At 62.9% G+C, this 21,726-nt stretch carries 20 protein-coding genes and 2 pseudogenes; 15 read left to right on the forward strand and 7 right to left on the reverse strand.

The window, feature by feature from the left end:
- Nucleotides 1-8 precede the first annotated feature (8 nt).
- The 3 genes and pseudogenes from AZG88_RS19910 to AZG88_RS51830 all read left to right on the forward strand — a co-directional run.
- The gene (locus AZG88_RS19910) at nucleotides 9-1,247 is read left to right on the forward strand and encodes an acyl-CoA dehydrogenase family protein (RefSeq protein ID WP_061698675.1); all 1,239 of its coding nucleotides are present in this window, start codon (nucleotides 9-11) and stop codon (nucleotides 1,245-1,247) included.
- Nucleotides 1,248-1,287: 40 nt separating this feature from the next.
- Nucleotides 1,288-2,082, forward strand: a complete 795-nt coding sequence (locus tag AZG88_RS19915; protein WP_061698676.1) for an SDR family NAD(P)-dependent oxidoreductase — start codon at nucleotides 1,288-1,290, stop codon at nucleotides 2,080-2,082.
- 587 nt (nucleotides 2,083-2,669) lie between these two features.
- Nucleotides 2,670-2,775: pseudogene (locus tag AZG88_RS51830) on the forward strand (transposase); the annotation flags it as partial.
- Nucleotides 2,776-2,996: 221 nt separating this feature from the next.
- Here AZG88_RS51830 and AZG88_RS19925 read toward each other — a convergent pair.
- Nucleotides 2,997-3,962 carry an SDR family NAD(P)-dependent oxidoreductase gene (locus AZG88_RS19925; RefSeq protein WP_061698678.1) on the reverse strand — a complete coding sequence of 322 codons (966 nt, stop codon included), beginning with the start codon at nucleotides 3,960-3,962 and terminating at the stop codon, nucleotides 2,997-2,999.
- Between the two features lie 464 nt (nucleotides 3,963-4,426).
- On the opposite strand from AZG88_RS19925, the gene AZG88_RS19930 reads away from it, so the two are divergent.
- Complete coding sequence (locus tag AZG88_RS19930; protein ID WP_061698679.1) at nucleotides 4,427-4,918, forward strand: VOC family protein; 492 nt, start codon at nucleotides 4,427-4,429, stop codon at nucleotides 4,916-4,918.
- A gap of 196 nt (nucleotides 4,919-5,114) precedes the next feature.
- Entirely contained in the window at nucleotides 5,115-5,624 is a 510-nt protein-coding gene (locus tag AZG88_RS19935; RefSeq protein ID WP_197487877.1) for a nuclear transport factor 2 family protein, read from the forward strand.
- A 211-nt stretch (nucleotides 5,625-5,835) separates the two neighbouring features.
- Here AZG88_RS19935 and AZG88_RS19940 read toward each other — a convergent pair whose 3' ends face one another.
- The 6 genes from AZG88_RS19940 to AZG88_RS19960 all read right to left on the reverse strand — a co-directional run bounded on the left by AZG88_RS19940 (nucleotide 5,836) and on the right by AZG88_RS19960 (nucleotide 12,550).
- Nucleotides 5,836-6,486, reverse strand: coding sequence for a TetR/AcrR family transcriptional regulator (locus AZG88_RS19940; RefSeq protein WP_061698681.1), 651 nt, complete (start codon nucleotides 6,484-6,486; stop codon nucleotides 5,836-5,838).
- A gap of 333 nt (nucleotides 6,487-6,819) precedes the next feature.
- The gene (locus AZG88_RS55050; protein WP_269455047.1) at nucleotides 6,820-6,951 is read right to left on the reverse strand and encodes a hypothetical protein; all 132 of its coding nucleotides are present in this window, start codon (nucleotides 6,949-6,951) and stop codon (nucleotides 6,820-6,822) included.
- Nucleotides 6,952-7,398: 447 nt separating this feature from the next.
- Nucleotides 7,399-8,403, reverse strand: coding sequence for a zinc-binding dehydrogenase (locus AZG88_RS19945; RefSeq protein ID WP_061698682.1), 1,005 nt, complete (start codon nucleotides 8,401-8,403; stop codon nucleotides 7,399-7,401).
- A 127-nt stretch (nucleotides 8,404-8,530) separates the two neighbouring features.
- Nucleotides 8,531-10,402, reverse strand: coding sequence for a flavin-containing monooxygenase (locus AZG88_RS19950; protein ID WP_156517551.1), 1,872 nt, complete (start codon nucleotides 10,400-10,402; stop codon nucleotides 8,531-8,533).
- A 326-nt stretch (nucleotides 10,403-10,728) separates the two neighbouring features.
- Nucleotides 10,729-11,457, reverse strand: coding sequence for an SDR family NAD(P)-dependent oxidoreductase (locus AZG88_RS19955; RefSeq protein ID WP_231914102.1), 729 nt, complete (start codon nucleotides 11,455-11,457; stop codon nucleotides 10,729-10,731).
- A 151-nt stretch (nucleotides 11,458-11,608) separates the two neighbouring features.
- Complete coding sequence (locus tag AZG88_RS19960; protein WP_061698685.1) at nucleotides 11,609-12,550, reverse strand: HpcH/HpaI aldolase/citrate lyase family protein; 942 nt, start codon at nucleotides 12,548-12,550, stop codon at nucleotides 11,609-11,611.
- A 237-nt stretch (nucleotides 12,551-12,787) separates the two neighbouring features.
- Here AZG88_RS19960 and AZG88_RS52700 point away from each other — a divergent pair, with 237 nt between their 5' ends.
- The 10 genes and pseudogenes from AZG88_RS52700 to AZG88_RS51835 all read left to right on the forward strand — a co-directional run.
- Nucleotides 12,788-13,195, forward strand: a complete 408-nt coding sequence (locus AZG88_RS52700) for a response regulator (protein ID WP_269455049.1) — start codon at nucleotides 12,788-12,790, stop codon at nucleotides 13,193-13,195.
- 228 nt (nucleotides 13,196-13,423) lie between these two features.
- Complete coding sequence (locus AZG88_RS19970; RefSeq protein ID WP_061698687.1) at nucleotides 13,424-13,876, forward strand: MaoC family dehydratase; 453 nt, start codon at nucleotides 13,424-13,426, stop codon at nucleotides 13,874-13,876.
- A gap of 139 nt (nucleotides 13,877-14,015) precedes the next feature.
- Nucleotides 14,016-15,350 carry an MFS transporter gene (locus AZG88_RS19975; protein ID WP_061698688.1) on the forward strand — a complete coding sequence of 445 codons (1,335 nt, stop codon included), beginning with the start codon at nucleotides 14,016-14,018 and terminating at the stop codon, nucleotides 15,348-15,350.
- 64 nt (nucleotides 15,351-15,414) lie between these two features.
- Nucleotides 15,415-15,915 carry a MaoC family dehydratase gene (locus tag AZG88_RS19980; protein ID WP_061698689.1) on the forward strand — a complete coding sequence of 167 codons (501 nt, stop codon included), beginning with the start codon at nucleotides 15,415-15,417 and terminating at the stop codon, nucleotides 15,913-15,915.
- Entirely contained in the window at nucleotides 15,912-16,457 is a 546-nt protein-coding gene (locus AZG88_RS19985) for a MaoC family dehydratase (protein WP_061698690.1), read from the forward strand. Before AZG88_RS19980 ends, AZG88_RS19985 begins: the two co-directional genes overlap by 4 nt.
- A 35-nt stretch (nucleotides 16,458-16,492) precedes the next feature.
- Complete coding sequence (locus tag AZG88_RS19990) at nucleotides 16,493-17,413, forward strand: HpcH/HpaI aldolase/citrate lyase family protein (protein ID WP_061698691.1); 921 nt, start codon at nucleotides 16,493-16,495, stop codon at nucleotides 17,411-17,413.
- A 78-nt stretch (nucleotides 17,414-17,491) separates the two neighbouring features.
- The gene (locus AZG88_RS19995) at nucleotides 17,492-18,223 is read left to right on the forward strand and encodes an SDR family oxidoreductase (RefSeq protein WP_061698692.1); all 732 of its coding nucleotides are present in this window, start codon (nucleotides 17,492-17,494) and stop codon (nucleotides 18,221-18,223) included.
- Between the two features lie 15 nt (nucleotides 18,224-18,238).
- Nucleotides 18,239-20,038: an acyl-CoA dehydrogenase gene (locus tag AZG88_RS20000; protein ID WP_061698693.1), complete on the forward strand. Its 1,800-nt coding sequence runs from the start codon at nucleotides 18,239-18,241 to the stop codon at nucleotides 20,036-20,038.
- An 89-nt stretch (nucleotides 20,039-20,127) separates the two neighbouring features.
- On the forward strand, nucleotides 20,128-21,276 hold the full coding sequence (locus tag AZG88_RS20005; protein ID WP_061698694.1) for a thiolase family protein: 1,149 nt from the start codon (nucleotides 20,128-20,130) through the stop codon (nucleotides 21,274-21,276).
- A 310-nt stretch (nucleotides 21,277-21,586) separates the two neighbouring features.
- Nucleotides 21,587-21,726: pseudogene (locus tag AZG88_RS51835) on the forward strand (NAD-dependent malic enzyme); the annotation flags it as partial.

A 21,726-nucleotide genomic window follows, 5' to 3' on the forward strand; every position in this document is an offset into this window, starting at 1 on the left:
GTCATTCCTTGCTCGACAACCGAAACCGCACGATTCACGACATCACGCTTCCGGCGCAACCGCCGAAGTTGCGGCCGCCGTGGACTACACGAGAACGCGAGGACATCCTCGCAACGGCACGGGATTTCAGCTACTCTCAGGTTCTGCCGACCGCCAATCGTGTCGATCGCACCGAGCAAGCGATTCCTCCCGAGCTGATAGACCAGCTCGCGGACCGCGGATACTTCGGGATCACCATCCCGACCGAGTACGGGGGCCTCGGGTTGGGAGTCTTCGAGTACGCCATGATCTCCGAGGAACTGTCCCGGTCCTGGATGAGCGTCGCATCGATCATCGCCCGCGGCCAAGGGCTGGGGACTCGGTTCAAAGATCCTGGCCGCCGGACAGAGCTCACCCGGCGCAGCGCGGCCGGCCGCTGGATCGGGGCCGCAGCATTCTCGGAACCGGAGTCCGGATCGGACCTCGGATCGGTCCAGACGACCGCCCGCCGCGAGGGTAACCGCTACATCATCGATGGCCGTAAGCGGTGGTGCGGCAATGCCTTCGAAGGCGACTTCATCCTGGTCATGTGCCGAGTCGTGGAGTCGTCGGGACAGCCCGGACCGATCCGAACCTTCGTCCTCGACAAGGAACGTAATAGCTTTCCAGTCGGGGTCACCGGTGAACCCATCGACAAGATCGGCTACCACGGAATCATCAGCTGGGATCTGACCTTCACCGGCGTCGTGGCGAGCGAGAACTCCATGGTCGAACCCTTCGGGTTCGCCGGCGCGCAGGGCATGGGATTCAAGGCCGTGGAAGACGGCCTCAACATCGCACGCGTCCAAACTGCCGCTCGTGCAGTCGGTCTCGCGCGCGCGGCACTGGAGGATTCCGTCGACTATCTTCAGTCACGGGTACAGTTCGGATCTCCGCTCGGCCAGTTCCAGGCGCTGCGCTTCACCATCGCGGAAATGGCAGCGAAAGTCAGCCAGGCCCGAGCTTTCTACCAGCACGTCGCACACCTCATGGACTGTGGGGTCGCCTGCGAGCAGGAAGCCGCAATGACGAAACTGCTGGCGACAGAGATGGCCGTCGAGGTCACCGGCCAGGCTCTCCAACTGCACGGAGGAAACGGGTACACCCGCGACCTGGCTATCGAGCGCTACTGGCGCGACGCCCGCCTGACCACCATCTTCGAAGGCACCAGTCAGATACAGCAGAAGATCATCAGTGACCGCATCCTGCCGCGTGAAAAGCGAGGCTGACCGAGCGGTCAGAGACACCACCGTTGCCAAAGGAGACAGAATGAGCACACCACTTTCGGGTCTGCGCGCCGTCGTTACCGGCGCCGGCAGGGGCATCGGCCGCGCTACCGCGATCACCCTCGCCGAGCAGGGCGCCGACGTCGCGGTCGTCGACGTCGATCTACACTCCGGACGCGACATACCCGGTGAAGCAGACGACCCGACCACCGAGGCTATCGCTGCCCTAGGGTCCCGAACGATAGGAATCGAAGCAGACCTGACCCTGGAGGCGAGTGCCTCGACGGTGATCGACGAGGTCGTGTCCGCATGGGGCGGACTCGACGTGCTGGTCAATGTTGCAGGCGGCGCCATCACACCATTCGAAGGTAGCCAGGCGAGCGTCACCAGTCCCACGGACATCCGGAGGGCACTGGACGTGAACCTCATGTCAGCGATCTACCTGTGCCAGGCAGCAGTGCCGGCCCTGAGCCATTCGCCGAGCCCCTCGATCGTGAACACCACGTCGCTGTCAGCGCAGGGCGTCCTGCCCGGCGGCTCCTACGCCGGTTACGCTCTGTCGAAGGCCGCTCTCGCGCACTACACTCGATACCTCGCCGAAGACCTCGGTCGCCTGAACATCCGCGTCAACGCGGTGTCCCCGGGCTACATCATGACGGGCAGAGTCCGGGCAAACTCGACGGCAACCGGTTATGCCGACAAGGCCACCGACAGTGCACTGAACAGGCTCGGTGAACCCGAAGACGTCGCCGGCACAGTGGCATTCCTTGTCTCACCACAGGCCTCCTACATCACAGGGCACATCCTCGCGGTCGACGGGATGACCCGCCTCGCGTGACCACGTCGCCCCGCGATCAGCGGAGCCGGTTAGTCCGCGGCCCCCGTCGCTGGTGGCAGTCCACTCACGGCCGGATGCACCCCGAGGCTCGGCCTCCGCGGCTCTCGATCTCGATCACGTCCAAAGCCGATGTCGAGAGCCGCGCCGTATCTCCCGGGAACCGACCCCGGCGGAGCTTCTCCTCGGTCGGGATCGCGAACCATCGCTCGACCTGACACTGCCAGCACGAGTACGTGAGGGCGAAGTGCATGTGGAAATGAGGCTGAGCAGCAGGTCATTTCGCAATTGGGATGGTTCGGGGGTGGCGTAGTCGTCGCAGACTGGGTGCACGTCGAGCCGTCGGGAATCTGCTTGTCCAGCCTGGTGAGGAATTCTTGACCCCTACAGGGCGGTGACGACGGTGGATCGATCAGTACACCCGGTGATGGGGGGTGAAGACGGTTTCGCCGCTCACCGAGCCAGTCGAGGTTGCCGCGCAGGGGGATCAGGTTGTCGACACCCCACCTCCTCTCTTGCAAAGATGGCGGCGATGTTGGAGGCGGCGAAGCACAACGTGCCCGCATTACCGCGTTTCGCGGGCGCACTAGCAGAAGATCTGGTCGAATAGTCCGAGAGTGGCTCAACAAGGAGATCAAGCGGCGGACCGATGTCGTGAAGCTCTTCCCGAACCAAGCGACGCTCCTTCGGTTGGCGACCGTCGCCGACGTCAGCATGGACGAACCTGGCGCGATGATCGCGGCCCCGGAACACGCCGCCAGATACTCACCCAGAAGGCGGGAAGGGTGCTCGAAATCAGCTGGCATTCAGCACACCTCGTTGATCAATACACACTTATCCGAAGTACACGAACCACGGGATTCCATCGTCTAATGTGGTCGGTCGAACCAGCCCACTCGACGCACCGCGGACGACCTTCAGGGTTTCGCCAACGGCGGCCACGCATCCGGATTCACGAGAAATCCGAAAGCGTCCGGGCGACGTCCGTCAACATCGGTGAACTCGTACTCGTGGGCGAGCCCGACGACGCTGAAAACTCGTCCCGTCTTCGTCATCACATCAGGATCCGCCGCCAACGCAACGGCTGCTTTGCCGACATACAGAGGGGTTTCGGTGATCGCATGCAGGTCAGCCTCCGTGGCCGCCTCGCCAGAGATTGCATCGGGTGGCGCAGCGCCAGCGCGTCTGCTCGCGACGACGCGTGTGTTGTGGATCAGCGCTGAAGCGAAGGAGGGTGAAAAGTTCGTCGACACCCGCTCCGTACCGACCAGGCCCGGCCAGATCGACACGATTGAAATGCCGCGGTCGTCAAGCTCCAGCGCCATGTCTCTCGTCATGCGATCGATACCCGCCTTCCCCACGCCGTAGGCCACCGAGTTGAAGTAGGCATAGGCGCCAGCGGATGAGATGTTCACGATCAGGCCCTTCGACTGCAATAGAAGGGGAATCGCCATCACGATTGACACGTAGTGCGAACGTAGCCCTACATTTATGGGACGATCCCATGCGTCGATCGGTAGTTCCCAGAATTTCGCACCTTCCGCCTCCTGTGAGCGTCCCGAGGCGATTGCGGGAGCGTAGGCGTTGTTCACTAGAACATCGAGTGATCCCGACTCGCCGTTGATCCGCTCGAACAGCTCCTGTACCTGAAGATCGTCCCCGTGGTCGCAGGCAACCCCGATCCCGCGACCACCAGCCGCTTCAATCTCGCCCACTGTCTCGTCGAGAGAGCCGGGCCATGACCCGCCGGAGCGCGTCGTCCTGCCTGTTACGTATACCGTGGCACCAGCACGGGCGAGTTCCACTGATATTCCCTTGCCGATCCCGCGGGTCCCGCCCGTGACTAGTGCAACTCTGCCGCTGAGGATGCGTTTGTTATCCATGAATCTCCCTGCGATGTGTGTGGCGTTATCCAGAACCGAAGGGCTGTCCCTTGCGCGTTGTGACGTCGGAGCCCATGAGCGTGTTCGAACGAAATACTGTGCTCGGCATCGGTCATGCTCGTAGTGGAAGTATGGGTGCTACCGGAAGCACGGCTCTTCATACGCGAGGGGCCGCACGTTCCTATCGGCCACCTTCAAAACAGGGCAGGCGAGCTATAGCCCCAACTTAACTCCTCGGCAACCCGCGAAGTTCCGCTGCGTTCGACCCGACACCACCGTCGAAAACGACTGGAGGAGTTAGTTAATGCCCTCGTCAAATGGCGCGGGTACAGCATTTCACCAGTGAATGATGAGAACACGCACCAAGCTATGTAGCAGAAGAGTATCTTGTCAACCACAAACTGCCGAGTTAGGCTGAGTCCAGTCCCCACGGGTTCGTGGAATCTACGAAAGTTAAGGGTTACATGAAGTTTCATCATGTCGCGCTCTTTGTCAGCAACCTGGATACCGCACTGAAGCTGTGGGTAGACGTGCTCGACTTTAAGGTTGTCGCGCGCGGCGTTATCCCGACGCCGGCGACCAGTGATGATGCACGAATCGAGGCAAGCGCGCTCGATGACATTTTCGGCGTAAAGGGCGCGAAGTCACACTTTGCACTCTTGAAGTCGGTCGGCAATGCGCTGATTGAGCTGCAAGAGCCGATCATTCCTGCGATCATCGCCACGCCCCGGGAGAACCTGAGGTACGGGCACACTGGCATTCACGAGGTGGCGTTCCTCGTGGATGATGCGCAGGAGTGGTTCGACCGGGTAAAGGCAGCAGGCTACGAAATGCAGACCGATTATGTGTGGCCGTGGGCCGGCAACGGCAAGTCGTTTCTGTTCTACGACGCCGACGGAAACATGATCCAGTTCAACCAGCAGGCATCTGGCAGTACGCCCGCATGGCGTTCGTAATTGCCTCCCGTCCGAAATGGCAATCTCCTCCGTCCTTCCCGTCTGCCAGTCCGGACACGAGGAGGAGGCGCAGCTTCAGCCTCGACATCATTGGGCAATCAGCAGGAGTGTTCGTGTCAGGAAAAGTCGACAGGTTGTGTCTACTGACTATTGCGCCGGCGAGTTCCCGCCGCACGCCGCAGCCGGGGGTGGCGCGATGAATGAGCAACTGCGCGAACTATTGGATCGGGAACAGATCCGAGAACTTCTAGCGCGGCTCGCTCGTAGTCTGGACAGGGTGCATGTGCAGGGCATCCTCGACTGCTACGCAAAGGAGTCCACCAATGACTACGGCGCTTTCATCGCATCGGGAGCTGAGTTTGCTGCGAGGCCAAGTCGTCAATCGCTCAACAATGTCGCGACAAACCACCTTCTGGGACAATCCGTGATCGAGCTGGCGGGAGACGTCGCGCTCTGCGAGACCTACTTTCGTGCCATCACCGTCGAGCGCATCGACGAGGATCTCCGTCAGACCGACCTCGCGGGACGCTATCTCGACCGCGTCGAACGCCTCGAAGGCATTTGGCAGCTCGTCGAGCGCGTGGTGCGGATGGATTGGGTGAGCTCGCAACCTGTTCAGGGATGGGCAGCAATGTCCCGGTTTGGGCAGGGAAGTCGCTGGCCGGATGACCTGGTGTACACCCGCGCAGAACCCGGGAAGCCATAATGCAGCAGGCAGTCAGTCTACAGGTAGATTGGGAGACCAAGCTTTTGACGTGCGTCAGGGATCCGCATTCGAGGTGGGTGGGTTCTCGACGGTCGCCGCGGTGATCGTTACTTCCAGCTCGATGGTTCACAGAGGGCTTCGGCGACGAGGCCAGTAGTGTCGTGGGCCCTGCCAGGTGGCCTCACGTACCCATACCGGACTGCTGCGCGTATCAGCTGGAGGACTCGTGTGGTGCGGCGAGTCTGTTCAGGGCACGGTGAATGCTGTCGAGACCCGCGGCCATGTCGACTTCGTCGGCGTCGAGCATCCATCGGTATGCGAGACCTCGGAGAAGGTTCACCATCAGTTCTGCCAGATCACGGGGGTCGACGCCTGCGGCGAGTCGGCCAACGCCCGCCCCTCTGGCGATGACGCTCTCCATGTCTGACAGGAAGTCCCGGTGGAGGCCGGCGACGAACTCCTGCAGTCCGACCGAGGGATTGAGCGACTCAAACAACAAGGCGTAGAAGCCTCGCAGAGATTGCGGCGAGTTCTCAGCATGGGCTCGAATGGAGACAAGGATCGTATCCACCGCGTCGATGCCCACCGAGTCGCCAAGGGTGTCAGAAATCTGTACGTGTCCGAAACGCTGTGACAACGTCGTGATGAGTGACTGTAGAAGGTTGGCCTTGGTGCCGAACCGTCGAGTGACGAGGCCATGGCTGTACCCGGCTCGCTTTCCGATTTCAACCAGGGTCGTGCCTTCATAGCCACGTTCAGTGATCAAATCAGCGGTGGCCTGAAGGAGCCTCTGAGTCGAGAGGGACGAGCGGTCCTCCTGCGTTCTCCGGGGCCGCCTCGATCCGCTCACGGTGCTGGTCACTGTCGCTGCTGACTCTCCGTCTCCCATTTTCCAGATAGTAGTTGCCAAGATACTCACCGGCGAATGGATCGAGCCATCGGCAGATGCCTCGTTTCAGCTCCTTGGTGCGGGACGGGAGGGGAGGGATTCTCTTGATGTCCTATGTGATAGGTCGGTTGTGAAGCCAGCAGTGAGGGTGGCCCCGGGTCCCCATAGCAGTTGACTGCCAGGGCTGTGAACTGCTGATCCGGGCGAGCAGCCCCGGCCGAACGTGAGAGGGCCGCCCTGCCGGAGGTTGCGAACGGAAAATTCTGAGCCAGACCGCCAAAATCCGAGCATTCCGGCACGCTGCGCTCAACCCGTCGCCGCACACCCGTCGCTCAGATTCCGCTCGAGCCCGGATGCCGCCTGCGACAGCTTCTGCCTGCCTATCCCCGCCGGCATCGTCGGCGCGGGTTCCGCCCGGGCGGGGCGTACCTGCGTCACGATCTAAAGATGGCGGTGAACAAGAAGTAGTGCACCGGCTCCGGCGGGACGGAGGCCGACAGGCACGCGCAGCCCACGCGAACGCGCCAGCGTGAACGCGGTCCCGTATTGAGGTCGGGCGCCGGATGGTGTGTGCTGGACTTCCAGTTCGACTCTGACCCCGTGCGGGACTTCTCAGATCGCTATGGCGAAGGCATAGCGATGCGCAGATGGCCGCCAGCTGATCGGTATGGCCGAAGCCGCGTAACTCATTTGGCGTCCACGGATGAGTTGAGGGGGTAGGACGCGCGCAACGTTTCCTACCCCCTCATTTCTGGATCATTCTCTCAAATGGTGCGGCACGTGCGCCGACAGTGGCCGTGGGGATCCATCCCAACCTGTTCTGCAACGCACTTGCGATCCATTCGCAACCCCCGCCACCTGTCAGCAGACGGAGACCGGCTGCGGTCAGGGTTGGAGCAGGATCCGGATCGGGTGGCCGGTCTTCGTGGCTAATGCGTCGAGTGCGTCATGCGCCCTGTCGAGTGGGTAGACGGCGCTGACCGAATCGGACAGGTCCAGTCGTCCGGTACGGACCAGCCGGATCAGCTCCTCGATGTGCCGTCGCTCGGCTCCGTAGTGTCCGAGGATTTGCTTCGCGCCTCGAATCAGGAGAGGGCTGGTGTTCACGTGGAGTGGCCCGTCCGCCACCCCGATGAGCACGAGTCGCCCATTCCGTCCGAGAACGTCGAATGCCGCCTGGTGAATCGCACCGCTACCGTAGAAGTCGAACGCGACGTCGAGACCGTTTCCGTTGGTGATTCGGTCGATCTCCGCGGCTACGTCGTCGGATTCTGGGTCCAGGGCCAGGTCTGCGCCGGCGGTGCGGGCTCGTTCCCGTGCGGAATCGATCGGGTCGATCGCCACGATCGGCGCAGCACCGATCAGACGTAGCAGTTTGACGGCGTGGTAGCCCAATCCTCCTAGGCCCCAGACTGCGACAGCTTCGACAGGCCTGACGTCCGCGGTGTCGGTGATCGCCGCCCACGGGGTCGCGACAGCGTCCGGGATGATGGCGGCGATTTCGTAAGGGACGTTGTCATCGATCGCGACAAGAGCGCCCTTCGGAGCGACGAGATACTCCGCCCAGCCTCCGTCGTAGTGCGCACCTAGGACGCGGGTGGTCGTGCCCCGATCCTCGACGGGGTGGACGACGACTCGGTCGCCGATCCTCCAGCCGCCCACGTTCGATCCGACGGCGTCGATGACCCCGGATACCTCGTGACCCAACGTGACCTGTGGGGGCATCCCTGCCGCTGTCTCCCCGCGAATGAAGTGGATGTCGGTGAGACATACCCCGGCGAACTTTACCTTCACCCGAACCTCGTCGGCCGACGGGACCGGGACGTCCACGGACTCGAGTCGCAGCTCGTTACATTCGGTATGGAGGCGTGCGGCAGTCATGTGCGGCATCGACGTGCTCCTTCGGGATAATGCTCTTGTCTGGGCGGAAATCGTAGCTGTCGGGTGTCGGCGCCGGTCTGACAGTCTGCAGCGGCACTTGGCCGAGGAAATTCGACCGGAGTGTGGCTATGCAGCCTCACTGCTCTGCGGAATTGCCATCGGGGCTGGGCGTCAGGGCGAAGCCGTCCAGTGTCTGTGCCTTGCGCCAGTGATCGAGCATGTCGTAGAAGGCGAGGGCGCCGTCTCCGTACCTGCCACCGAAGAAGGTGTCCTCGCTGCGTTTCGCGGTTCCCTCCGCGTTGTAGTAGCCGGGGGTGCACTTGATGTAGAACTCGAGGTTTTCCTTGTTCTTCTCCGACGAGTGGATGAGGTTGACGTACTCGTCGACGCTGGTTGTGGTGGGTTCGACGGCGACAAGGTTGCGCTTCTGGGCCGTGTCCAGGATGTAGGCAATGTGCTGTGCCTGCTCGTCGAGCAACTGGACTGCATTCACTGCGTTCACTGTCTGCACGTTTCCGCCGACGATGAACATGTTGGGAAACCCGTCGGTCGACATGCCGTGCAGCGTTCGCACGCCTTCGGACCAGTGCTGCGACAGTGGAGTTCCCGCTCGTCCCGTGATTTCGAATCCGGTGAGATGGGTGTACTCGATTCCGGATTCGAAGCCTGTGGCGAAGATCAGGCAGTCTACCTGGTGTTCTTCGCCGCCGACGACGACGGCGTTCTCGGTGAACCCCTCGACGCCTTGCCCCTGAGTGTCGACGAGCGTGACGTTGTCGCGGTTGAAGGCGGCCAGGTAGTCGTCGTGGAAGCAGGGCCGCTTGCACCACCAGCGGTACCACGGCTTGAGAGCCTCTGCCGTGTCCGGATCGTCGATCATCTCCTCGATCCGAGCGCGGAGCGTGTTCATCACGGCGTTGTCGTTGAGCTCGGCCAGCAACAGCCGCTCGTCCCTCGACGGGATGCGGCCGAGACGTCGTTCGATGTCCTCGGGTGTCTCCGGGATCAGGGTGTCGAGCACCTCGGTCCAACCGTCGCCAACAAGGTCCGTGTCCGGGCGGAGACCGAGAATGTGCGCTTGGAAGTTGTTGCGGCGCTCGCGCTGCCATCCCGGCTTGGACATGTCGACGTAGTCACGGGGTGTCTCGCGGTTTCCGCGGACGCCGACGGACGACGGCGTCCGCTGGAAGACGACGAGTTCCTTCGCCCACTGGGCGACCTCCGGAACGATCTGTACCGCAGTGGCACCCGTACCGATGATGCCGACCCGTTTGTCCGTCAGGTTGGTCATGTTCCCCGAGAAGTCACCCCCGGTGTAGTCGTAGTCCCAGCGGCTGGAGTGGAAGGTGTGCGGTGTGAAGATGTCGATGCCCGGCAGATTCGGAAGCTTCGGAAGGCTCTGGCGGCCGCAGGCGAGGATGAAGTAATCGGCAGTGAGCACGTCGTCCCGGTCGGTCTCGATGCGCCAACGCTGCTCGTCCTCCCGCCATTCGGCGTTCGTGATGGCAGTTTGGAACAGAGCCTTGTCGTAGAGGCCGTACGCCTTGCCGATTCGCTGGCTGTGTTCGAACATCTCCGGCTCGTACGAGTACCGGTGCTTCGGTGCGTAGTCGAGTTCCTCGAGGAGTGGGAGGTAGATGTGCGCCTCGATGTCGCACATGGCACCGGGGTAGCGATTCCAGTACCAGGTTCCTCCGAAGTCTCCGCCGATCTCGATGACCCGAACGTCATCGAACCCTGCTTCGTTCAGGCGGGCACCGACCAGAAGGCCGCCGAAGCCGCCACCGGCGACGATGACGCTCGTGTGTTCCTGCACCGGTGGGCGATCGGCACGTTCCGCCCACGGGTCCTTGCTGTACGCCTCGAACTTGCCGCCCGTGCCGACGTACTGACCTTTGCCAGTGCTGCGGCGACTGACACGGCGATCGCGCTCCTGGTCGTACTTGTTCCGCAGGGCCTCGAGGTCGTAGTCGATGCCCGTGGTCAGGTCCTGGTTTAACAATGTCATCCCCATTCTCGAAGACTGTCCGCTCGCGCCGGCCGGAAGCAGTCCTGTCACGCGATGGTCGCTGAGTTCCTCGTTACCGCAATCTGTTTTCCGTTGCGGTCGAGGGCGAAGGATGCAGCCCTTCGCGATCAGCCTCTCCATTAGTGAACCTCGTCACGCACGTTGAGCAAAGAGACAACTGTCGCGTCTGTATCGAGCTTTCGGGTCGCAGTGGCGCCAACGGGTGACTCGTTGCGATGCTCGGTCTTCGAATTCGCCACGACCTCGCGACTCAGGCAACCTCCGCCGACCGTCACCGATGTTGTGCGTGGCATTGTTCCCGGGGGTCAGCGCTGAGTGGTTGGCCGAATGACCACCTCGTTCACCGCTACCCGCCGTGGGCTGCCGACGATGTAGCTCACGGCATTAGCGATGTCTTCGGCGTGCAGCTTCTCGACATTCGCGAACATCTCTTCATAGTGTCGGCGGGTGTTTTCGCTCTGATGGCCGAAGAGTTCGGTGTCGACCCCGCCCGGTTCGATCACGGAGAACCGGAGGTGGTCACGGGCGTACTCTTGGCGCCAGGCCTCGGTTGCGGCCGTCACGCCGAATTTGGTGGCGTTGTAGATCGCGACGTGCGCGGCGGCGACTCGGCCCGCGATCGAGCTGATATTGACTACATCGGCAACCCGTCGGGTGCTCGATTCCGCTGACGTAAGTAGGTGTGGCACAGCGTCCTTGGTGACGTACATGAGCGCCTTCAGATTGACGTCGACCATGCGGTCCCACTCGCTGATCGTGGCATCGGCGGTCGGCCCGTTGAGCATCACACCGGCGGCGTTGACCAGGATGTCGAGCCGGCCGTACTCGGCAACTGCCGCCGCGACTGCTTCCGCCGCGCCCTCTACCGTCGAAATGTCGACGACGCGGGTGGTCACCGCTGCGCCCTGTCCTCGTAACTCTGCGGCCAAGGAGTCGAGCCGCACGCGGCGCCGTCCGGTGATCACGACGGCGGCGCCGTCGGCCGCCAGGCGGGTGGCGGTCGCGCATCCAATCCCACTCGACGCGCCGGTCACCAACGCAACTGTCCCATCGAGCACCCTGGGCATCACTGCTCTCCTTCTTCCCGGCCGAGTCGCTCCTGCGCCGGCTCCTGCGATCCACGCAGTCGCTCCCGGCCCGGCACATGCCGGGCCGGGGTGCGAGCTGAGGCTTGGATGTAACGGACTACACCGTTTCCATGGTCCGGACCAAACCTGCCCGGCGCCCCTTTTCAGCGGTGACGAGAGCGAGTTTGCGGCTCGCCTCGTCGATCATCTCTCCGTCCAGCATCGCGGCGCCGCGAGCACCACCGTCGGACGAGCGGTGGAAGTCGTACGCTTCGATGATCTTCTCGGCCTTGTCGTACGCCTGCTGAGCCGGTGTGAATACCTCGTTGGCCAACTCGACCTGGGCAGGGTGCAGGACCCATTTGCCGTCGAACCCGAATGCGGCGGCATGGTCGGCGGCACGCCGGAATCCGTCGGTGTCGTTGATAACCGCATACGGGCCGTCGATCACCTGCAGACCATGTTTACGGGCGGCAACAGCGAGAGACATGAACACCGGGTCGATCGGGTTGTGACCGGCATAGCTATTGTCTCCGATTACCAGGGTGGGGATCTGCATCGCCGCCATGAAGTCGCCCGGGCCGAAGATGAGCGTCTCCACTCGCTCCGATGCCGCAGCGATGTCGTCGACGATGCTCAAGCCGGCGGGTCCCTCGATCTGAACCTCCACACCGATCTTTCCCTCCGGCAGGCCGAGGTGCCGTTCAAGCTGAGTGAGAAGCACATCCAGCCAATGGATGTGCGCGAGCTTCTCGACCTTAGGCAGCATGATGCAGTCGATACGGTCGCCGGCACCGCGCACGATCTCGACAACATCGTCGAACGCCCACGGCGTTTCGGCATCGTTAACCCGCACTGCCAACGTCTTGCCCGACCAATCCCCATCGTGGATTGCCGCCAGAATGTTTGACCGCGCCTCCACTTTGGCCGTCGGCGCCACAGCATCCTCGAGATCGAGAAATGCCTCGTCGACAGCCAGGCCTTGCGCCTTCGTCAGCATCTTCGGACTGCTGCCCGGCACCGCAAGGACGGATCGACGAGGGCGAAGAGAACGCGTCATGGCAAGGACTCACCTTCAGTTGGGATACGAGCGCGGCCGACGATCGTCGGCGGCAGAGAACGCGAGAACTAGAGCTCGCGGGTGTCACCGTACCGACGGCAACCGATGCCGACTAGGTCAGCACGAATCCGGGCACAGGATTCGAGACATTTGACGCGCGGTAATCAGGTCCCAGGACTCTCCGTGACTGCAGTCACATCTGCTTGTATGACAAAGGAGGACGAGACAGGGGTTCCGATGACACCAGTGACACAGACCGATCACCGACGCGGATCAGGTCTGGCAGTCCTCATCGTCGACGCGGACAGGAGGGTCAGATCCGCCATGAGACAGCTGATGGAGGCCACCTGCCTCAGTGCCGATATCGTCGAGGCGGGAAGCGTCGCCGCGGCCCTCTCCGCGGCGGATACGCAGTCATTCGACCTGGCACTGGTTGACCTGCTGGTTGCGGACCTGGAGTCCAGCTGCGGTCTCATTCGCCAACTCCGAACCCAGTCACCCACGCAAGTCATCGCCCTGGGGGTCCGTCAAGATGACGCCGCTCACGCGATCCGCGCCGGTGCTCACTCCTTCGTTAGGAAGTCGGGCTCGTCCGAGCAGCTGATCCAGGCCGTACAGGCCGCGGGGGTGTCGCTGATCTCCTGAGCTTCGTCGCACGCCGTGACAGCGTATGCACCTCGTCTACCGACGCGAGGGGCATGGGTTCGACTCGCCCGGTACTACAACGTCGGTGCCACAGCGACAGTCGAACTGCGACGAAAAGGCGGGCGGCGGGAGTCATTTCACCGTCACTCCCGTCGCCCCCCACACACCATCCATGCATTCGCGCCCCATCGCGATCGGCGGCGCGTCCCAGACAGAACGGAGACACAGATGACGATCTTCTCGTCAGTCGATCATCTGAAGGAGTCCAAGGGCATCGACCTTGGCCGGACCCGACCGGTGACGGTGTCCCAGACCCGCATCAACGACTTCGCGGCCGTCACCGAAGACGAACAGTGGATCCACGTCGACCCCGAACGAGCAGCAGAGGGACCCTTCGGCACGACAATCGCCCACGGCTTTCTTACCCTCTCTCTCGCCGGCCCCTTCCTTCTGGAACTCCTCCAGGTCGACGGCGTGAGCGCCTCGATCAACTATGGCCTCAACCGCGTCAGATTTCCCAGCACCGTTCCCTCCGGATCTGTCCTGCACGGCGAAGGACGACTGATCGACGTGGTCGAGCGCGTGGAAGCAGTGGACGCGATCGTCGAGCTATCCATCTTCGCCGTCGGGTCCACCAGACCTGCCTGCGTGGCCGAGTCGGTCATTCGGCTGGTGCTGTAGAACCATTCGGACCGACGCCCGGACCCCACCACACACCGACCGCACCATGACCCGCCGCACCAATCCTTTCGAACCGACACCCCGACCACACCTGGTGTAGCGAGCTTCGAATCGCAGATGACCACCTTGAAGGGACGCAATGTCCGAGACCAGTCTCAACGTCACCAGCCAATCCAACCAGCCCATCGCGCAGCCCAAGCGTGTGTGGTTCTCCAGCTTCATCGGAGCGGCTATCGAGTTCTATGACTTCAGCATCTATGCGACAGCCTCGGCGCTGGTGTTCGCCCCGCTCTTCTTCAGTCCCGCGCAGGCTTCGGTCGGTGTGGTCCTGTCGTTCGCCACTCTCGCGGCCGGATACTTCGCTCGCCCTCTCGGCGCCGCTGTGTTCGGCCACTTCGGCGACAGAATCGGCAGAAAGACCACCCTGATCACGACTGTGCTGCTGATGGGCCTGGCCACCGTTTTGATTGGTGCGTTGCCGACCTACGAGCAGATCGGGATGGCGGCTCCCCTGCTGCTGGTTGCACTGCGGATCGTCCAGGGCGTCTCGGTCGGCGGCGAGTGGGGTGGGGCGGTGGTGATGACCACCGAGCATTCGTCAACCAAGCATCGCTCTTTCATGGGAAGCGCGACCGCCATGGGCTCGGCGGCCGGGCTCCTTCTCGGTTTCATCGCGTTCGCTGTCGTCGACAGGCTATCCGGGGACTCCTTCCTCACCTGGGGTTGGCGGCTTCCGTTCCTGGCCACCGTGGTGCTGTTCGTTCTCGCCATCTACATGCGGCTCCGAATCACCGAGAGTCCGGTGATGATCGAGGCTCGCGCGAACAAGCCCGCGCACGACGTTCTGCCCATCAAGGCGCTCTTCGCACGTCACGGCCGGAGTGTGCTGCTCGCGGCCGCGGTGTTCACCGGCCCGTTCATGATCCACTCGTGCATGGGCACCTTCTTCATGTCCTACGGCGTGAGCGAACTCGGGCTCGAACGTGACTTCCTGCTGAACGCATCGATCCTGGGCATGGTCGCCGCCTTGATCAGCATTCCGATCGGCGGCGTCCTCGCCGACAAGTTCGGCCGGCGGCGGATCCTCGGAATCGGAGTCACCCTCGCGACGGCGAACCTCGCCGTGTTATGGACTGTGTTCACCAGCGGTAGCGGGGCTGGAGTCATCCTCGTGTACATGCTGGTCTTCACCTTTCACTCGCTCTGTCTCGCGCCCATCGGAGCTCTCTACTCCGAACTGTTCCCGACCGAGGTCCGCTACACCGGCGTGTCGATGTGCTATCAGATCGCCTCACTCGTCGGCGGTGGCCTCGGTCCGCTTGCAGCCTCGATCCTGATTGCGAACGGCCTCGGACTCGGCTCGGTTGTAGCCTTGCTCGCCGTGTTCTGCGTTGTGGCCGGCGTTGCCGTCACGCGACTGCCGCGAACTGACGAGGTCGACCTGAGGAATGTCACCAACAACCCGTCCGTCTGACACTTCGTCACCAGCACAAGCACATTCGGAACGCAGACGTACCGCCAGGCATCAGGAGTTCACCATGAGCAACGACACAACATCACCCGACCTGTCGCAATTTCCGGTGCGCACCAGAGGCGCGTACTTCGAGAAATTCGACAAGAACGCTGTCTTCAACCATCACTGGGGTCGCACCCTCACCAGCGCCGACAACACGCTGTTCAGTACAGCGCTCGCACATTGGTCGCCGCTGTACCTCAACAGCGAGTACGCCAAGGCGCTCGGCCATAAGGACACGGTACTCAACCCGTTCCTCGTTCTGTGCACTGTCGTCGGCCTGTCCGTCGAAGATCTCAGCGAATCCGGCGGCCCGTTCCTCGGCATCGAGGACTGCGTGTTCGAGCGCCCGATGTACGCCGGGGACACCGTCCGAGCCGTCTCGGTTGTGACAGACACGCGACCATCTGCGAGCCGACCCGGCTACGGAATCGTTACATGGAAGACCACAGCCTACGATCAGCACGGCCAGGCGGTCCTGCACTTCACTCGAAAGAACCTCCTGGCAGGAGCAGAACAGCGATGACCACCTCCCCCCTCGACCTCACGTCCGCGGCATCGGGTGCCGGCCCTGACAGCTCATCAACAGCGCCCCAGTCCTACGCGACCGAAGACTCCTCCTGGTTCGAGTCCTTCGAAGTCGGCCAACGCTGGAAGCACTTCCGCGGCGCCACGATCGACGAAGTCGAGAATCAGCTCATCACCAAGCTCGTGATGAACACCGCCCAGGAACACTGGAACGAGGACGCGATGTCCGACTCACAGTGGGGCAAGAGTCGGTTGGTGTTCGGACTGATCACCGGATCACTGACCCTCGGTCTCGCAAGCCAAGACACTGCAGAGAACGCACTCGCCGAGATCGGACTCGCCGCCATCCGGTTCAGGGCGGGCGTCTTCCACGGCGACACGATCTACGCCTACACCGAGGTTCTTGCGGCAGAATCCGCCGACCGCGAGGACGCCGGCATCGTCGAGTTCGCGCATTGGGGCGCAACGGCCGAGGGCCGCATCGTCTTCGAATGCCGACGCAAGGTCCTGATCAAACGACGCAGCCACTGGCACCACTGACACACCATCACCACTCACTCACGTTAGGAATCTCCATGACCGACAAGCGGCCGATCCGCCGGCGACGCTCCGAACTGTCCACGCCAGCAACCAGCGAGAAGATGATGGCAAAGGCAGCCGGCAGCGACGCCGACCTCGTCTTCCTCGACCTCGAGGACGCCGTCGCACCCAACGCCAAGGACGTTGCCCGCAAGCAGGCGGCAGCGGCTCTACGCGACCTCGACTGGGGCGACAAGACCCGCGCTGTCCGCGTCAACGGCGTACACACCACCTGGTGCCTCGACGACATCACCGAAGTCGTCGGAACGGCGGGCGCACACCTCGACGTCCTCATCCTCCCGAAGGTCAAGGCCCCCCGCGATGTGTGGTTCGTCGAGACACTGCTCACCCAACTCGAGTACAAGCACGGCCTCAAAGTCGGTGCCATCGGCCTGGAGGTGCTGATCGAGGAGGTCGAGGCACTCGCGGCCGTCGATGCGATCGCCGCGTCGAGCCCACGACTCGAAGCCCTGATCCTGGGCGTCGGCGACCTCGCCGCCAGCCACGGTATGCGGTCTGCCCACATCGGCACGACCACCGGATATCCCGGCGACATCTGGCACTCGGCACGCACGAAAGTCATCGTGGCGGCGCGCAGCAACGGAATCGACGCCATCGACGGACCATTCGGTGATTTCAAGAACGACGACGCCTACCTCGAGCAGGCGAACTGGTCGGCAGAACTCGGCGCGGTCGGCAAATGGGCGATCCACCCGAACCAGGTCACACTGGCCAACCGCGTCTTCTCACCCTCGGAAGAGGAGATCGCACAGGCAACCAAGGTCGTCACAGCGATGCGGGAAGCTGAAGCCGCCGGCGAGGGCGCCGTCGCGATCGACGGAGTCATGGTCGACGCCGCCACCGCACGGATCTTCGAGACGGTCCTCGAGCGAGCATCCGTCGTCACTCCCAGCTGAGCCACACCGATTCCTCATCCGTTGCAGGCTGAGCACTCAGCCTGCAGCGGGCCCCCTCGACCAGAACACCAAAGGACCATGGGCAACATCACTTACGACTTCACCGGGCGGACTGTCATCGTGACAGGCGCGGCGCGCGGCATCGGCCTCGAGGTCGCCAAACACTTCCACGGATCAGGCGCGAAGGTCGTCATGGTCGACTTCGACGGCGACGAACTGTCTACTGCAGCAGGACAGATTGGAGCCATCGCCGCTCAGGCCGACGTCAGCAACACCGACGACGTCAACCGGGTGGTGGGCGACGCCATCGAGCAGACCGGTCGAGTCGACATCATGATCAACAACGCAGGCATCCTGCGCGACCGCATGGTGTGGAAACTCGACGACGACGATTGGGCACGCGTCCTCGACGTACACGCCGGCGGATCCTTCAGGTTCACCCGCGCCGTGGTTCCCCACATGCGCGCGCAGACCTTCGGCCGCATCATCAACGTCACCTCCTACTCCGGCCTCCGCGGAAACCGGGGACAGGCCAACTACGCCACCGCCAAAGCCGGCATCATCGGCCTGACGAAGACATCCGCCAAGGAACTCGCGGCTTTCGGCATCACCGTCAACGCCATCTCGCCGAACGCCGCCACCCGAATGACCGCCTCGATCCCGGAGGAGAAGATCCCGGAGGTCACCGGACCGATCGCACGCTTCGCCGACCCCGCCGAGATGGCCAATGCCGTTGCCTTCCTGGCATCCGACGAAGCCGGCTACATCACCGGAACCGTCCTGCCGGTCGACGGCGGCGCATCGATCTGACTGAAGGACCCCCTGATGACGACGCCCCCGCTCTCACGCCGCGACCTCGAGTTCCTGCTCTACGAGTGGCTCGATGTGGAAGCCATGACCACCCGCACTCGCTTCGGCGAACATTCACGAGAAACGTTCGACGCCGTCCTCGACCTGAGCTCCGACATCGCGTCGAAGCACTTCGCACCGCACAACAGAGCGTCGGATGCGTCCGAGCCGACAGTCGGGCCGGACGGGAAGGTCATCACCCATCCCGACATCAAGAACGCGCTCGACATCTTCGCCAAAGCCGGACTGTTCGCAGGATCGTTCGACGAGGACCTCGGTGGAATGCAGCTCCCGACCACGGTCATGCGCGCATCGATGGCGTGGTTCCAAGCGTCGAACGCCGCCACCACCGGATATCCGTTCCTCACCGTGGCCAACGCCAATCTGCTCGTCGCCCACGCCACCCGCGAACAGATCGACGCCTACGTCCGACCGATGCTCGAAGGCCGATTCTTCGGCACCATGTGCCTGTCCGAGCCCCAGGCCGGTTCCTCGCTTGCCGACATCACCACCAGAGCAGTACCCCAAGCGGACGACACCTACAGGCTGACCGGAACCAAAATGTGGATCTCGGGCGGCGACCACGAAATTAGTGAGAACATCATTCACCTGGTGTTGGCCAAGATCCCGGGCAGCCCACCCGGAGTCAAGGGCATCTCCTTGTTCATCGTTCCCAAGTTCGTGCTCGATGATGCGGGAAAACCGAGCGAGCGCAACGACGTCTCGCTGGTCGGTTTGAACCACAAAATGGGCAACCGCGGGACGACGAACGCGCTTCTCAACTTCGGAGAAGGCGCCCATCGCCCGGGTGGCGAGGCAGGTGCGGTGGGCTACCTCGTCGGTGAGCCGCACAAGGGGCTTTCGTACATGTTCCACATGATGAACGAAGCCCGCATCGGCGTCGGGTTCCTGGCCACCGCCCTCGGCTACGCAGGCTATCGCCAGGCGGTGCAGTACGCCCTCACCCGCACGCAAGGCCGGGGCGCCGCTGACCGGGATCCCGAATCGAAGCCGGTTCCGATTGTTGAGCACGCCGACGTCAAACGCATGCTTCTAGCCCAAAAATCGTATGTCGAAGGCGCTTTGGCGCTGGGACTATACTGTGCGCATCTGGTCGACGACCACGAGACCACCGACGACCTGGAGCACCGTGACAGGACCGGTCTGCTCCTGGACGTGCTGACTCCGATCGCAAAGAGTTGGCCCTCACAGTGGTGCCTGCGCGCGAACGATCTCGCGATTCAAGTGCACGGAGGCTATGGCTACACCCGCGACTACGACGTCGAGCAGTTCTACCGCGACAACCGGCTCAACCAGATTCACGAAGGCACCCACGGGATCCAAGGACTCGACCTCCTCGGCCGAAAGATGACAATGCGCAACGGCGCCGGCCTCGACCTGTTGTCCGGCACCATCCGATCGACCATCGACTCCGCTCGTCTGCGGGGTGGGGAGACCGCCGAATTCGCGGAGCAGCTCGATCTAGTGGTCACCGCGCTCGGCTCGGTCACCACCCGTCTCCTCAGTGTGGAGGATCGATCCCAGGGCCTGGCGAACTCGTCGATCTACCTCGAAGCCGTCGGTCACATCGTCATCGCGTGGATCTGGCTCGAACAGCTGCTCAGGGTCGTCGACAAGGGTGGCGATTTCTATGACGGCAAGCGGCAGGCCGCGCGGTACTTCTTCCGATACGAGCTTCCCGCCACCACCCACCAGTTCGAACTCCTCAACCGCCTCGACACCACCACCATCGAAACCTCCCCCGCCTGGTTCTGAGAACACCGTCCGATCACAGTCACCGGCCGGCCACTGCCCCCCCGCCCGGCACTGACACGGAACTCAACCCCTCGATTGGAAGTACGACCATGACACGTGAAGCCGTCATCGTAGACGCCGTCCGCTCCCCTGTCGGAAAGAGAAACGGCGGGCTGAGCAGCGTCCATCCTGCAGACCTTTCGGCATACGTCCTGCGCGCGCTCGTCGAACGCACCGGTCTCGACCCAGGCCTCGTGGACGACGTGATCTGGGGATGCGTCACCCAGATCGGCGAGCAGAGTTTCGACATCGCCCGCACCGCCGCACTCTCAGCTGGGTGGCCGATCCACGTACCGGGAACCACCGTCGATCGTCAGTGTGGGTCCTCCCAGCAGGCTGTCAGTTTCGCCGCTGCGAGCGTGATCGCCGGCCACTACGACATCGTGGTCGCAGGCGGCGTTGAATCGATGTCACGCATCCCGATCGGATCGTCGACCGCGGCCGGCGACTCCCCACTGGGCACCCTGTACGCCGAACGCTTCGGAGCCGAGTTCCCCAACCAAGGAATCGGGGCAGAACAGATCGCCGACGAATGGGGACTGACCCGGACGGACCTGGACGAGTTCGCACTCGGCTCCCACGCCAAGGCGAGCGCAGCGATTGAGGAAGGCCGCTTTGTCGGTCAGATCGCACCCATCATGGTAGACGGCACGCAAGTTACCACCGACGAAGGAGTACGTCGGGGTGGAACTCTCGAATCCCTCGCCAAGCTCAAGCCGGCGTTCATCGAAGACGGAAAGATCACCGCGGCGAACTCCTCACAGATCAGCGACGGGGCCGCAGCGCTGCTCATCATGGAAGCATCCACCGCGGCCAAGCACGGGTTCACCCCCATCGCAGCAGTCGACACCGCCGTGGTCGTCGGATCGCCTCCCATGCCGATGCTCACCGGACCGATCCCGGCCACGGAGAAGCTTCTGGCCCGTCGAGGACTCAGCATTGTCGACATCGGGACCTACGAGGTCAACGAAGCGTTCGCGTCCGTGGCGTTGGCCTGGCTCAAGGACGTCGGCGCCGACCCGAATCGGCTCAATCCGAACGGCGGAGCCATCGCTCTCGGACATCCCCTTGGAGGCAGTGGAGCGCGCCTGATGACCACCATGGTTCATCACATGCGCGACAAGGGCATCGAGTTCGGTCTGCAAACCATGTGTGAAGGCGGCGGGCAAGCCAACGCAACCTTGCTACGCCTGCTCTGAGGATCTGCAAATCAACATGCGGGTCGCACTTCCGGGGATGCAAGGCACCCTGGCAGTGCGACTCAAGCATTTAGGCAAAGAGAATCCGTCTCCCACGGTGGATCCACACGAAACCGGTAGCGCCACCGCGTCTCTCATCCCTGCCGCCTTCGGCCCGTCAGTCCATCCCAGCAGGGTCTCTGCGGAGAGTCATCCGAGACAATTGATGAGGATGTTGGTCCCCCGCTGAGACTGCGAATCTCACCAATAGGATGTGTCCACTCCAGTTTCACCCGTGTCACCCACCGATAGTGCCGCAGAAGGAGTACGCGTGACCGCCGCACCCGAACGAACCACCACTCCCACTGTTGAGCTGCTGTCCGACGAGGAGATCTTCGCCGGCCACATCGGGGGAAAGCTCTCGGTCGAGACCACGACCGCCCTCGATACGCAGCGCGCCCTGTCCATCGC

Source organism: Rhodococcus sp. LB1 (assembly GCF_001583455.1).
In the GTDB taxonomy this organism is placed as follows: domain Bacteria; phylum Actinomycetota; class Actinomycetes; order Mycobacteriales; family Mycobacteriaceae; genus Rhodococcus_F; species Rhodococcus_F opacus.